This is a genomic window from Pelagibacterium flavum (assembly GCF_025854335.1).
Taxonomy (GTDB): Bacteria; Pseudomonadota; Alphaproteobacteria; order Rhizobiales; family Devosiaceae; genus Pelagibacterium; species Pelagibacterium flavum.
Genome location: NZ_CP107716.1, coordinates 456,156 through 468,181, shown reverse-complemented (window position 1 = coordinate 468,181; position 12,026 = coordinate 456,156). Strand labels below are relative to the sequence as shown.

Annotated in this window: 14 protein-coding genes and 1 pseudogene; 13 read left to right on the top strand and 2 right to left on the bottom strand. The window is 60.8% G+C overall.

Annotation, left to right across the window (positions count from 1 at the left end):
* Nucleotides 1-96: 96 nt before the first annotated feature.
* The 12 genes from OF122_RS02360 to OF122_RS02305 all read left to right on the top strand — a co-directional run bounded on the left by OF122_RS02360 (nucleotide 97) and on the right by OF122_RS02305 (nucleotide 8,876).
* Nucleotides 97-576 carry a hypothetical protein gene (locus OF122_RS02360; protein WP_264226260.1) on the top strand — a complete coding sequence of 160 codons (480 nt, stop codon included), beginning with the start codon at nucleotides 97-99 and terminating at the stop codon, nucleotides 574-576.
* 1 nt (nucleotide 577) lies between these two features.
* Entirely contained in the window at nucleotides 578-1,150 is a 573-nt protein-coding gene (locus OF122_RS02355) for a hypothetical protein (protein ID WP_264226259.1), read from the top strand.
* Nucleotides 1,151-1,158: 8 nt separating this feature from the next.
* On the top strand, nucleotides 1,159-1,638 hold the full coding sequence (locus OF122_RS02350; protein ID WP_264226258.1) for a hypothetical protein: 480 nt from the start codon (nucleotides 1,159-1,161) through the stop codon (nucleotides 1,636-1,638).
* Nucleotides 1,635-2,162 (top strand): hypothetical protein, encoded by a 528-nt coding sequence (locus OF122_RS02345; RefSeq protein WP_264226257.1) that lies wholly within the window; start codon nucleotides 1,635-1,637, stop codon nucleotides 2,160-2,162. The genes OF122_RS02350 and OF122_RS02345 overlap by 4 nt, the downstream gene beginning before the upstream one ends.
* A complete protein-coding gene (locus OF122_RS02340; RefSeq protein WP_264226256.1) occupies nucleotides 2,159-2,683 on the top strand; it encodes a TMEM70/TMEM186/TMEM223 family protein in 525 nt (174 codons plus the stop codon). Before OF122_RS02345 ends, OF122_RS02340 begins: the two co-directional genes overlap by 4 nt.
* Before the next feature lie 23 nt (nucleotides 2,684-2,706).
* Nucleotides 2,707-3,675 (top strand): hypothetical protein, encoded by a 969-nt coding sequence (locus OF122_RS02335; RefSeq protein ID WP_264226255.1) that lies wholly within the window; start codon nucleotides 2,707-2,709, stop codon nucleotides 3,673-3,675.
* Nucleotides 3,672-5,975 carry a VWA domain-containing protein gene (locus tag OF122_RS02330; RefSeq protein ID WP_264226254.1) on the top strand — a complete coding sequence of 768 codons (2,304 nt, stop codon included), beginning with the start codon at nucleotides 3,672-3,674 and terminating at the stop codon, nucleotides 5,973-5,975. Before OF122_RS02335 ends, OF122_RS02330 begins: the two co-directional genes overlap by 4 nt.
* Nucleotides 5,972-6,508 carry a hypothetical protein gene (locus OF122_RS02325; RefSeq protein WP_264226253.1) on the top strand — a complete coding sequence of 179 codons (537 nt, stop codon included), beginning with the start codon at nucleotides 5,972-5,974 and terminating at the stop codon, nucleotides 6,506-6,508. Before OF122_RS02330 ends, OF122_RS02325 begins: the two co-directional genes overlap by 4 nt.
* Nucleotides 6,509-6,579: 71 nt before the next feature.
* Nucleotides 6,580-6,990 carry a hypothetical protein gene (locus OF122_RS02320; RefSeq protein ID WP_264226252.1) on the top strand — a complete coding sequence of 137 codons (411 nt, stop codon included), beginning with the start codon at nucleotides 6,580-6,582 and terminating at the stop codon, nucleotides 6,988-6,990.
* A gap of 27 nt (nucleotides 6,991-7,017) precedes the next feature.
* Entirely contained in the window at nucleotides 7,018-7,608 is a 591-nt protein-coding gene (locus tag OF122_RS02315) for a hypothetical protein (RefSeq protein WP_264226251.1), read from the top strand.
* A gap of 8 nt (nucleotides 7,609-7,616) precedes the next feature.
* Complete coding sequence (locus tag OF122_RS02310) at nucleotides 7,617-8,219, top strand: hypothetical protein (RefSeq protein ID WP_264226250.1); 603 nt, start codon at nucleotides 7,617-7,619, stop codon at nucleotides 8,217-8,219.
* A 174-nt stretch (nucleotides 8,220-8,393) separates the two neighbouring features.
* The gene (locus OF122_RS02305; RefSeq protein ID WP_264226249.1) at nucleotides 8,394-8,876 is read left to right on the top strand and encodes a hypothetical protein; all 483 of its coding nucleotides are present in this window, start codon (nucleotides 8,394-8,396) and stop codon (nucleotides 8,874-8,876) included.
* A gap of 11 nt (nucleotides 8,877-8,887) precedes the next feature.
* On the opposite strand, the pseudogene OF122_RS02300 reads toward OF122_RS02305, so the two are convergent.
* Both OF122_RS02300 and OF122_RS02295 read right to left on the bottom strand, forming a co-directional pair.
* Nucleotides 8,888-9,669 (bottom strand): annotated as a pseudogene (locus OF122_RS02300) (IS5 family transposase).
* 496 nt (nucleotides 9,670-10,165) lie between these two features.
* Nucleotides 10,166-10,690, bottom strand: a complete 525-nt coding sequence (locus OF122_RS02295; RefSeq protein ID WP_264226248.1) for a DUF2249 domain-containing protein — start codon at nucleotides 10,688-10,690, stop codon at nucleotides 10,166-10,168.
* Nucleotides 10,691-10,856: 166 nt separating this feature from the next.
* Here OF122_RS02295 and nirK point away from each other — a divergent pair, with 166 nt between their 5' ends.
* Nucleotides 10,857-12,005 carry a copper-containing nitrite reductase gene (gene nirK, locus OF122_RS02290; protein ID WP_264226247.1) on the top strand — a complete coding sequence of 383 codons (1,149 nt, stop codon included), beginning with the start codon at nucleotides 10,857-10,859 and terminating at the stop codon, nucleotides 12,003-12,005.
* Nucleotides 12,006-12,026 lie beyond the last annotated feature (21 nt).

Sequence of the window (12,026 nt, the reverse complement as noted above, 5' to 3'; positions counted from 1 at the left end):
CTATCACAGGAGACGGCATGTTCCCCGTTCAAACGAACGGGGCGACCCGTGTTGAGCAAAGCTAAACTCAGAATCAAACAGGAGGAGGATCTACTCTTGACCATCTTCTCGACAATGCGAAGGGCGGGCATACCTGTTCTAGCCTATCTGCTGGCGCTTCCGGCGCTCGCCGACGGGCCTGGAGGGCTCGTTACCGGCAGTTTTGGCGATCAGCCGCTGGAGCTGACTGTTGTCCCCGAATTGTCCGGCGCGACTATCATCGGCAACTATGCCGATGCCTCCTTGCTTGCCGCACAGATGGAGGGCGATCAGGGGCCGGTCAATCTGGAACTGACGATCAATGGCGAATTGCCCTCGCCCGGCGAAATAGCGCTGACGATCACCTTCGCGCGCGACATGGGGCAGAATTGGACCGGCGATCAGGACAGCCTGACACTGACCCTGGAGGAATTCACGCCGGGCGACGGGATCGTCGCCTTGAAGGGTACGCTCACCGGGCAAGTCAGCGGTGGCCCCACATCCGAAACCCGGCCCGTTACCTTCAGCTTCGACACTCGGCTTGAAGAGCTTGACTGAGATGGCTGGACCCGCCCTTGCCCGAACTGCGGCCCTGCTACTGATCGCTACGGCAACCTCAGCACTGGCCGGTGAACCGCCCAACCCGGTCTGCCACGCGGACGTCCATCGCGCCGGCAATTTTGACCTGCGACAGATTGGTCCGCTGATCGCGGGAACGTGGACCGAAGCCGCCATCGGAACGAGTGTGGCAATAGGCGTTCAGGAGAGCACCTTCGAGATCATTTATGATCGGAACCGCAACCGATTGTATCTGGGTTCGGACGGCATTCAGACCGAACTTGTGCCGGTTCGAGGTGGCAACAAGCCGCTGCGCTTTGACTTTGTGCGTGGCGAGCCAATGGACCCGCAGTTTTATATGTTGACTTCAACGGGTTCCGAGCCCGGCGCGGAGCCTTGGGAATGGGCGTTGGTTCAGGATTGCCAGATTGCCTCGGCGCCGCAATTCGAATGGCAGTTCGGCTCCGGTGCGCGGCGTTCGGACGGGATCATCAGTTTCTTCTCGGCCAATGAGGCGATGGGAACAAAACGCAATTCGGCGCGGGGCGTCCGCGAACAGCTGATCAGCCGATAGGAATGCCAATGAAGGTGCTTATTCCGCTTGTCCTGACCCTCGGAATCGCAACCCCGGCTGGCGCTTTGGAGGCCATCGGCCAGATCGGGGCAAACCTGGACGGTGAAGAACTGAACTGGCAGGTGCTGCGTCAGGATGATGGCTCGGCGATGGTGCAGATCACCGATATCGGCCCTCTGACCATGATCGATCTGCATGCACTTGGCGACGGCAGCATTTCCATCGGCCTGATCTTTCACGGTAAGCCTTCCGGAGATACGCCGCCCGCCGGTCTGACTATCGACATGCGGCCCGATCGCGGGGTGTTGGCGGGCGCGGTCTGGGAAAGCGAGGAAGAGCCGCCGCAGATGTCGATCGACGTGCTGGACCTTGAGGATGAAGGCCGCATCCAGGCCAGCTTTGCGACAACCCTATGCCGTCGGGATGCCCTGGACGACTGTCGCGACATCGAGGGGCGGATCGACACGTCGTTTGGTGCCGGCCCATGACACTGGCCGAGTTTCTGGCTGATCCGCTGCGCGTGACGCAAATCTCCGACAGCGCGCTGGAGATCGAGAATCGTCCGGTCCGGCGGGCGGTGATTGCTGCGGCGGTGATATTGGTGGCGATCGCGGCGGGCCTGGCAGCCATCGGGGATGGTGCGACCGGAACGGGGTTAATCGTGCTTGCCGTGGTGGGCCTGGTCGGCTGGCTCTACATGCACGAGTTGGTGCAACTGACTCAGCTGAGCCTGGACAGACATGCCGGTCTTGTCCGGCTGCGTGTGACCACATTGCGCGGGCGGCGTGAAGAGACGTTCGCACTCTCGGACCTGCACAAGCTGGAAAGCGTCGCGCACTATGGCACGGCGGCAGGAAACGATGAGACCCGGCTGGTGCTGATTTGCGGATCGGGACCAGAGCGGCGCGAGATCATAGTGCCCATGTTCCGCCCGGATCCCGAAGAAGTGGCGCATCTGACGGGCGTCGTCAATGGCTGGCTTTCCCGCCAGGGAAAGGGAAACCCGTCATGAGTATTGAGACGAACACGCCCGAACGACTGGAACTGGAACTGGCGATACCGCGCTTTATCCTGTGGTTCGTCATGCTGCCTGTCCTGCCGATCACCCTGATCGGACTGGCCAATCTGATCGGGGGAGAAATCCTGACCGCGTTGGTGCTGCTGGTCGGGCTGAACGGGGCCTTTCTCGCGGGATATATCGCCCTGTCCGAGCGCACACGGCTCAGGCTGGACGCAGGGTCGGGATTGGTCAGCATCATCCGGACATCGCGCCTCGGCACGCGTCAGCGGGACTATCCGCTCGAGGCGCTCGACAGTGCCGAACTTGACCGCAGCCATACCTCGCGAGAGGACCGCAGCACCTCGAAGGTGGCTCTGGTTTTTCGCGACACCCGCCCGGCAACACGGGTGCCCTTGTCACGTTGGGGCGTATCGGGCGATGGACCTGTGCAGGTCGCCAATGACATCAATACCTGGCTGCGACGCCATTTCGGGGGCGAACAGACTGCCCCCGCATCTCAACCTTCAAGCTGATCGCCCCAAAAGGAACCGGAGCCATGTGGGATTTCAATATCGGACAAGCTCTCGGACTGTTGGGCCGAACATTGCCTTTCGTGCTCCTACGTGCCGCCGTCTATTTCGGAATCACACTGGCCTATATTCTGGCCACCGGCGCCGGTATTGGGGTCGGCTGGGGCGTCGGCGCTTTCGGGGATGACGGGTTCCGCGCGACCGCGATGGCATGGGGCGGCATGGCCGGCTTTGGCCTGACCGGCGCTGTGATGTACTGGCTTCGGGAATACATTCTCTATATCGTCAAGGCAGGCCATGTCGCGGTTCTTGTCGAACTGATTGACGGCAAGCCCCTCCGGGAAGGGAGCGGCCAGATTGCCCATGCAACGACCGTGGTGAAGGAGCGCTTCGGCCAGGCCTCACTGCTCTTCGCGCTGGACCAACTGGTCAAGGGAGTCATTCGCGCCGTCATCGGCCTTGTGCACGGTGTATTGTCCATCCTGCCGATCCCCTATGTCCGGCAGTTGATGGGCATTGTGCAGGCCTTCCTGCGCGTGGCGGTGGGCTTCATCGATGAGGTGATCCTCGCCCATGCCATCCGCACCCGCTCGACCGATCCCTGGATATCCGCACGCGAGGCGCTGGTGCTCTATGGCCAGAACTGGAAGGCGATGCTCCGGAACGCCGCCTGGCTGACGCTCTTCACCTATGGTCTCGCCTTCCTGATCTTCCTCGTGATGCTCGCCCCGGCAGCGGCACTGGTCTACGTCATGCCCGGCGCCTGGTCGGCGGGCGGCTTCGTTTTCGCGTTGCTGTTCGCCTGGAGCGTCAAGGCGGCCTTTCTCGAGCCCTTCGCCGTCACCTGCCTGATGCAGGTCTATTTCAGGATCACCGATGGCCAAGAGCCCGACACTGAGTGGGATGCGCGGCTGGAGCAGATGTCCTCACATTTCCGCAAGCTGAAAGAACGCGCCGCTGCCCGCTTCGGGACAGCGCGCGGAGAAGCCGCATGAGATCTCTTGTGACCGCCGGGCTCATCGCTCTGACATCCGCCCTTGCGCCGGCGGCGGCGCTTGCCCAGGAGCGCCCCAGCACGATCCTCGTTTTGGACGCCTCGGGGTCGATGTGGGGGCAGATCGATGGGGTGAACAAAATCACCATCGCGCGCGCTGTCGTCGGCGACATTGTGTCGGATTTCCCCGCCGATCAGAATCTCGGTTTCGTCACCTATGGCCATCGCGAGCGCGGGCAATGCGCGGATATCGAGACCTTGGTCGAACCCGCGCCCGGCACTGCGGCAGAGATCGCCGGCATAGTTGAAGGGTTGAACCCGCGGGGCATGACCCCGATGACCGATGCTGTCATCACCGCGGCTCAGGCGTTGCGCCACACCGAACGGGCGGCGACGGTGATCCTGGTTTCCGATGGGATCGAGACCTGCAATCCTGATCCCTGCGCCGCCGCCCGCGCACTGGAAGACGCGGGCGTAGATTTTACCGCCCATGTCATCGGCTTCGACATCCGGGGCGAAGCCGACGCCCTGTTGCAGATGCAATGCATCGCCGAGGAAACCGGCGGCCGCTTCCTGACTGCCGACAATGCCCAGGAGCTCAACGAGGCCTTGCGCGAGGTCACTGCCGCGCCGGCCTCAGGGCGTTTCACCTTCACCGCAAATCTCGGAGGCGAGAAGATCGGCGACGAGACCGTCTGGGAGCGGCCAGCAACGCCACTGGATCTGCCGCTTCTGTCCGGCGAGGTGATCTGGGAGATATCGGATACTTCGTTCAACATGGTGCAGACCGGCACTGCGAACCCCTTCACCACGGATCTGCCGTTCGGCGACTATATCGTGACGGTCCATTCGACGGCGCAGGACGACTTCTCGCAGACCGAGGCCAGTTTGGCGTTGGACAGCGCGCGCAATGTCCACGCCATTTTCCCGCCTATCACGTCGCTACAGCCCACCGCCCAGGTCTTCGGCCCTGCACAAACCTTGGTTGGCTCCGCATTCACGGTGAGGTGGGAAGGTGAGGGTCTGGCTCCGCGTGATTATGTGACAATTGTTCCCGCCGACGCCGAAGACGGAGCCTATGCGGACTACGACCGGTTGAACGACCGTACCGAGGGCGAGCTTCGCGCGCCTGCCGAGCCCGGTCTCTACGAAGTGCGCCTGCAACTGGACGTGGGGGACCGCGTGCTCGCCCGCACCCCGGTCGAGGTGGTGGATGCCGAGATTACAGTCTCCGCGCCGGCTCAGGTCGTTGTCGGGTCGGCTTTCCCGGTCACCTGGCAGGGTGAGGGCCTGCACCCGCGCGACTACGTGACGATCGTTCCCGCCGGTTCGGCGGACGGCACCTATGCCGACTACGATCGCATGCAAGGTCGGAGCGAGGGCGAGCTGCGGGCGCCTGCCGAGCCCGGCCTCTACGAAGTGCGCCTGCAATTGGACGTGGGGGACCGCGTGCTCGCCCGCACCGCGGTCGAAGTTGTCGATGCCGAGGTTACTGTCTCCGCGCCGGCCCAGGTCGTTGTCGGGTCGGCATTCCCGGTCACCTGGCAGGGTGAGGGCCTGCACCCGCGCGACTACGTGACGATCGTTCCCGCCGGTTCTGCGGACGGCACCTATGCCGATTACGATCGCATGCAAGATCGGAGCGAAGGCGAGCTTCGCGCGCCTGCCGAACCCGGACTCTACGAGGTGCGCCTGCAATTGGACGCGGGGGATCGCGTGCTCGCCCGCACCCCGGTCGAGGTGAGGGATGGAAATGTTTCGCTTGACGGACCGGACAGGGCGCGGGCCGGCACCGAGATCACGCTTTCCTGGACCGGCGCGATACATCCGCGCGACTACATAGCCATCGTTCCCGGCGGCACGCCCGACGGCGAGCAAAGTGGCTATCGCCGCATTCAGGACGAAGATCAGGCCACGTTCACTGCACCCGCGGAGCCTGGTGCCTATGAAATCCGCTACCATTTGGACCACGGTGATCGGGTCATGGCCCGGCGACCGATCGAAGTGCTGGCGGCGGACGCGCCGATAGACGAGGGTGCTGGTCTCGTGGTTCCTGGCACAGCTAGGCCGGGCGACATCGTTTCGGTTTCGTGGACAATCGAAGCTGGCGATACCGAACGGCGCGTGGCGCTGGCACGAGCTGATGCGCCCGACTTTACCTGGATTGCAGTCCATCGCGTGGGCGACGAAACCGAAACGGTATTCAAGCTCCCGGACGAGCCGGGACAATACGAAGTGCGGTTTCTCGACCTTCAAAGCCAGAGCGTTCTCGGACGCGCGATGATCACGCTCAGCGAATGACCTACGACAATTTCAAAGAATCGGGAGTACTCACGACCATGCTCAGATCAGCCATCGCTGCATTTGGCTTTCTCTCCCTTGCCGTACCCGTCATGGCTGCAGGGCCGGGGGGAGCGGCGTCAGGGACGATCGCAGGCGAAGAAATTGAACTGTCGGTCTGGACAGAGCAGTCTGACTTCACGTCTTCAAGCTTTTCGATCTATTTTCGAGCACCGGCACTGAGGGAGCGCGGTCTGGGCAACTTATCCCTCGGCGCAGAGTGGATCGGCGATCTTGATAGTGACTTCTTTTCCGCAGAAATCGATATCCCAATTCTCGATACCGATCCGTATCGCATCTACCGTGCGGACTTGGACGATGAACTCTCCCTGACAATTACGAGCGCCTCGCACCAAGGCGGTGTGCTGGCGATCGCGGGCCAGGTGCAAGGTGTTCTAACGAGTATGGACCGGATTGCACTTCGTAATCCTGACCCTGACGACACTCTCAACGTTAGCCTGACATTTGAAGCCGTATTGAGTGAGTTGCAGTGAGGACCGCTGCGCTTTCCCTAATTGCGATCTGCCTGTCCGCGCCTGTGCTGGCCGATCAGCCGGGTGGGGATATGACTGGGTTTCTCGAAGAGGCACCTGTTTCATGGCGGATCGAGGCCGAGCGGTCAGAATTCCATTTCGAGAGCGAAGGCATTGGCTCTCTGCGGATTCTTGCCGAACCGCAGGAGGTGCCATCGGGCATCGGTTCCATCCGGTTGATGGTGATGGTGGCCGATGGGACCACAAGTCTTCTCGAACTGCGGCTCGAGGACGAAGATGGAAATCCCGCTCTTGGACTGTCAAGCGAGGCCGGGGGACAGGCAATGCTCGAAATCGACCGCGACAAGGACGGTTCACTTCGTTTCACCGGCGTGATCGAGGCAGGCCTGATGGCCCACCCGATGTCAGGGCGAACTGCCGGCGGGCGACAACTGCTGGTTCTGGATGTGGATGGAGGCCGGATCACTGCTACCGGGCACTAGCGGTTTGCAGTAGGGAGGAAAAATCCAATGAGACCGGCCATCGTTTTGACAGCCATTTTGTCCTGCGCTGCCGTTCCCGGACTGGCGCAGCGCGCGGGCGACATTTCGGACCTTTGCGGAACGTCCTCGCCGGCAACGTGGCAGGGGCTGCGGGAACACTTTGTGGGTGACTGGCGCGTTGATCACCTGTCCGGCTACGTCCATGCCGGCAGGATGGTCATCCCCATGGAGCCTTCCCCCGAAACAGAGATCATGTCGATCTGGGTACTGGGCGAGGATCTGCTGCTCGACCATGCGGAGATGACCGAGCCGATGGTTATCACCCTTGCCGACGAAGGCCGTTGGGTGATCGAGACCAACCATCCCGAGATCCCCGACCCGGCACTGACGCCGGACGAAGCCGTGCTGGCATGGGCCGGAGACTGCGATCAGGAGGATCTGCCCCGTCTCATCGGTCAGAGCCATGTGGCCATGGCGGGCTCGGTCATGGACATGACGCTGCGCATGCTGCCCGTAGACATGGACACGATCTACGCCATCCTTGAGATCGAGGGCGCCGCCCAGGGCCAGTATGTCGTCGCGCGGCGTGTGGTCTGGCTGAACCGGGCCGGCGAATAGGAGGCATTATGAAACGGCATCTCGCCACCCTGTTGGCTGCGTTGATCTTCCCCGCGACCGCGGCGACCCAAACTGAGATCGGATTAGCGGGCTGTCCAGCGGAACGCGCTGTCTATATATTGGGGACCGAGGGCGACGAATATGCCATCACGCTCGTTCCGGCACGGACGCGCGCTGGTTTTTCCTCGGACCTCTATCTGCGGCTCACCACGCCTCAGCGCGACTATTGGTTTGTATTCGACGTCGCCGCGTCGCAGGGAAACATAACGCTAAATCCGGTCGGCGATCCCTACGCGTCCGATGCGCGTGCAACCGGTCCGGCAAACACCATCGAGGCCTTTCGTACCCGCTGGCCGGATGCGCCGGTGGATGAACTGCCGTCACTTCTGCGCTTCTATGCGTTGGATACGGAACTGGGCTTTACATTGGCGCAGCCGCAACAGGGGCAGCCCGCCCCACCTTGGCTACTGATGCCGGAGTTGAATACTGCGCTTTGGTATCACTTGCCTGCATTGACCGACGATCCGGGAGCCGAACGTGACCCCATGCCACGGGGTATATTCCGGCTAACGGCGTGCCTCGACACCACCCCTCCCGCAGCTTTCCCGTGATACCGAATGTGGCCGGGAGCGATTTTCAGTTCCTCCCGCTTCAGCCCGTTTGAACGAACGGTGCGGAGTGCGTAGCTCAGTGCTATAGGCTCAAGCTCGAAGGTTGAGGGATGCCGTCGCGTGACGGCGAGTGGACAACTTTCAACCATAGCGCAAGGGAAGGTTAACCCAACGATGAAACTTTCGCGTATCCTGCTCGCAGCCTGCATGTTTGCACCCCTCGCCGCTCATGCCGAGACCCCAAAGCACCGCACGGTTGCCGCGATCGAAGAAGCCGGTTGTGTCCTCGATGCCTCGAACATGAACAAAGTCCTCGACGGTCTCGGACTCAGCGATGAGGAGTTCCGCGGTATCGGCGAGGAACTCGTCGCCGAAGGTTTGGCCGATGTTTCGGAAATGGGCGTGTTCCGGCTAACTTCGGCAAATTGTCCGTCTGCACCCCTCAACGCACATGCCGAGACCCTAAAAGATCGCACAATTGCCGCGATCGAAGGAGTCGGTTGTGTTCTCGATCGCTCAAACATCAACGACATCCTCGACAGCCTTGCGCTCAGCGATGACGAGTTCCGCGTTATCGGCGAAGAACTTATCGCCGACGGTCTGGCAGAAGTTTCCGAAATGGGCGTGTTCCAGCTTTCCACGCCAATTTGCATATAATCGAGGTGGGACTAGGTCCTGTTGACAAAGTCTTTTAGCCACCTGCGGATGGCTGCAAGGTTGAGGAAGCTTGCGAATGACAGAGCCGTTTTCTCATACCGGGTGCCGATGCGACGCATGTGCTTGAGATACCCGAACATGCGCTCGATGCGGTTGCGGTCTCTGTAACGGGAGAAGTCGCAGGGAATATGAACCTTGCGATTGGCCTTTGGCGGGATGACTGGCAAGATGCCCTGTAGCAGCAGGGCTTCTCGAACAGCATCGCCGTCGTAGCCCTTATCGGCCAGAAGTGCCTTTGGCTTGTTGACCGGCAGGGCCATGAGTTCGCCGACCGCGCCATAGTCCGAGGCTTGCCCGCCTGTCAGGACAAAGCCAAGAGGGCGTCCCTGATTGTCACAGCGGGCGTGGATTTTGCACGTAAAGCCGCCGCGTGATCGACCAAAAGCCTCCTTGTGAGTCCCCCTTTTGCGCCGGCTGCCGATACATGGCCCCGAACTGTGGTGCTGTCGATCATATGCTGCCAGTCATCGGTCAGCCCCATCTGGACCAGCGTTTCAAGGATGGCATCCCAGACGCCCTGTTCGGCCCAGCGCCGGAACCGGACATAGACAGAGTTCCACTTGCCGTAGCGCTCATGCATGTCGCGCCAGGGGCAGCCAACCCGCAGCACATGCAGCATGCCGTTGAGAAAACGCCGATTATCATGAGCAGGGCGGGATTTCCGTCCGCGCTCTGTGGGCAAGAACCCTTCGATTACTGCCCACTCTTCATCGGTCAGATCGCCGCGTGCCATCATCGCTCCCCATAAAGAGGAGTGTTGAATCAGACTTCACCTGATTTGGGAATCCACTTTGTCAACACGACCTAGTCAACTTCCTACTGGAATTAATGAACCGACCACACATCGGCTACCAACGCTGCGAGTGAACTCCGCGCTTTTTCATCACTTGCCTGCATTGACCGACGACCTGGGAGCCGAACGCAATCCCATGCTGCGGGTAAATTCCACGACTTGCCGATACCGCTATAACAGTAGTGATCATCAATTTCGGTCGCAGCCCGGCTTCGGGCACTTTGAACCTCCGTCCCGGAAGACGCTAGTAAGTTTAGTCACCGCTTGCCTGCAAGACTTTGATTATCCCCTTTGTCAGCATCATCTGGGGCCGCGCGCGCCTGGGGTGGGATCGATCCCTTACGCTCGCGCTTGCCCTAACCCTGGGGATGACCGCCTGGCTTCTCTTTGGGGGTCATGCCATGCTTTTCGGCGCTGATCCGATCGCGGCCACGGGCTATTGGATGGTGGGGTTCTCTTCTTTTGCTCCGCTGATCATCAGGCCGAACCCTTCAAGTACGTCGTCATAGCTCCATGCCCATCGATGGCCGGCGTGCGTGAATCGACCCAGCCAATCACCGGGCGGTTCCGCGAGGAACATGTATGCGATCTCGCTGCTTGAGAGGCCGGCCACGATCTCCTCGACGATCGGTATCGCAGTTGCGGAGTCATGGCGGCTTAGGTCGATCAATCTTGCGGGATTTGGCCAGTTCGCAACATCGTTGGCTCCCGGCGAAACCATTAGGTCGCGGTTTGGGCGTGGCATGAATTTCACAGACCAACTGCCGTCTGGGTTCAGCCCGGACCTGCTCGCGAATCCCCTGCGTGACATGACATCCAGCAGCGGTGTCGGTTTGAAAGGCGCAATCAGAGTCAGCGTCTGTCCAGGAAGAAGCTGGGCGACGACCTCCATGATCTTTGCAAATGGTTCCTGGCCGGTCGCCAGAAGAGGACGCACGTCAAGTTTCACTTCATTGGACATGTCAAAACTCCTCCAACGGATATATTTTTCACGCTGAGGGCGGTTGCTTCTTTGCTCCAGATCAACTTTGCTGGCCGTTGTGCCATGCTAGAAACTACACAAGGGACCATCGGCATAGGGGCGGCTCGCTCCTGAGGTTACCTTAGCAAACATGGAGACAAATCCAATGAAAGCCAAACCAGACCCGCAAGATCGCCGCAATGATCACGAACCGTCCAAGCTTCTCGACCGGCGATCGCTGTTGGCTGGAACGGCCGGGTTGGGACTGGGCGCCCTTCTTGGTGCGCCTCCCGCGCTCGCCCAACATAATCACAGGACGCTCGTCGCCGAGCACGACTTCACGGGTACGTTGAGTGACCGGGTATATTCGGTCAACCCTGTTCATCCCGAGATGGCCGACATCGCAGAAAATCCGGCCAATGTGCCGCCGCCTATCGACCGTACCGAGCCGGCGACCATTGACGTCGAACTCGAGACAATCGAGGTCGAGGCCCACCTCGCGCACAACAGCACGTTTCGCTTCTGGACGTTCAATGGAACGGTCCCTGGCCCGTTTATCCGGGCGCGCGTGGGTGACACGCTCAATGTCACTCTCAAGAACCATCCTGATAGCTGGATGATGCACAATGTCGATTTCCACGCCGCTACCGGCCCGGGCGGCGGCGCCGAGGCAACGTCGGCCGCACCGGGTGAGGAAAAGAGCTTTAGCTTCAAAGCCCTCAATCCGGGCATCTATGTCTATCATTGTGCAGTGCCGCCAGTAGCACTTCACATCGCCAACGGCATGTATGGTCTCATTCTGATCGAACCAGAAGGGGGCCTGCCACCGGTGGACAAGGAATTCTACGTCATGCAGGGCGAGATATACACCAACGAGCCGTTCGGAACGTCGGGGCTACTGACGGAGAGCTACGAAAAGCTCCTCAATGAGCGGCCGGAGTACTTTGTGCTGAACGGCCATGTTGGGGCGCTGACCGATCACTACCCGCTGCGCGCCAATGTCGGGGAAACGGTCCGCATCTATTACGGCGTCGGTGGCCCCAACTACGCCTCCAATTTCCATGTTATCGGTGAGATTTTTGATAAGGTCTACCAGTTCGGCTCGTTCGTCAGCCCGCCGCTGGAAAGCGTGCAGACTGTGTTGGTTCCTGCCGGCGGTGCCGTGGCCGTGGAATTCAAGTGTGAAGTACCAGGGCGCTATGTTCTGGTCGATCATGCCTTGTCGCGGGTTGAGCGCGGACTTGCCGGCTATCTCTTGGTCGAGGGCGACGCGGCGCCAGACATCTTTGATGCGCCCGAAGAAGAGAGCGAATAGAAACGCGCTGGGGCGGCCATC

Excerpts from the sequence above, each read along its gene's own strand:
- OF122_RS02355 (WP_264226259.1), top strand. The coding sequence starts at position 578 with ATGGCTGGACCCGCCCTTGCCCGAACTGCGGCCCTGCTACTGATCGCT.
- OF122_RS02350 (WP_264226258.1), top strand. The coding sequence starts at position 1,159 with ATGAAGGTGCTTATTCCGCTTGTCCTGACCCTCGGAATCGCAACCCCG.
- OF122_RS02345 (WP_264226257.1), top strand. The coding sequence starts at position 1,635 with ATGACACTGGCCGAGTTTCTGGCTGATCCGCTGCGCGTGACGCAAATC.
- OF122_RS02340 (WP_264226256.1), top strand. The coding sequence starts at position 2,159 with ATGAGTATTGAGACGAACACGCCCGAACGACTGGAACTGGAACTGGCG.
- OF122_RS02335 (WP_264226255.1), top strand. The coding sequence starts at position 2,707 with ATGTGGGATTTCAATATCGGACAAGCTCTCGGACTGTTGGGCCGAACA.
- OF122_RS02330 (WP_264226254.1), top strand. The coding sequence starts at position 3,672 with ATGAGATCTCTTGTGACCGCCGGGCTCATCGCTCTGACATCCGCCCTT.
- OF122_RS02325 (WP_264226253.1), top strand. The coding sequence starts at position 5,972 with ATGACCTACGACAATTTCAAAGAATCGGGAGTACTCACGACCATGCTC.
- OF122_RS02320 (WP_264226252.1), top strand. The coding sequence starts at position 6,580 with ATGACTGGGTTTCTCGAAGAGGCACCTGTTTCATGGCGGATCGAGGCC.
- OF122_RS02315 (WP_264226251.1), top strand. The coding sequence starts at position 7,018 with ATGAGACCGGCCATCGTTTTGACAGCCATTTTGTCCTGCGCTGCCGTT.
- OF122_RS02310 (WP_264226250.1), top strand. The coding sequence starts at position 7,617 with ATGAAACGGCATCTCGCCACCCTGTTGGCTGCGTTGATCTTCCCCGCG.
- OF122_RS02305 (WP_264226249.1), top strand. The coding sequence starts at position 8,394 with ATGAAACTTTCGCGTATCCTGCTCGCAGCCTGCATGTTTGCACCCCTC.
- OF122_RS02295 (WP_264226248.1), bottom strand. The coding sequence starts at position 10,690 with ATGTCCAATGAAGTGAAACTTGACGTGCGTCCTCTTCTGGCGACCGGC.
- nirK (WP_264226247.1), top strand. The coding sequence starts at position 10,857 with ATGAAAGCCAAACCAGACCCGCAAGATCGCCGCAATGATCACGAACCG.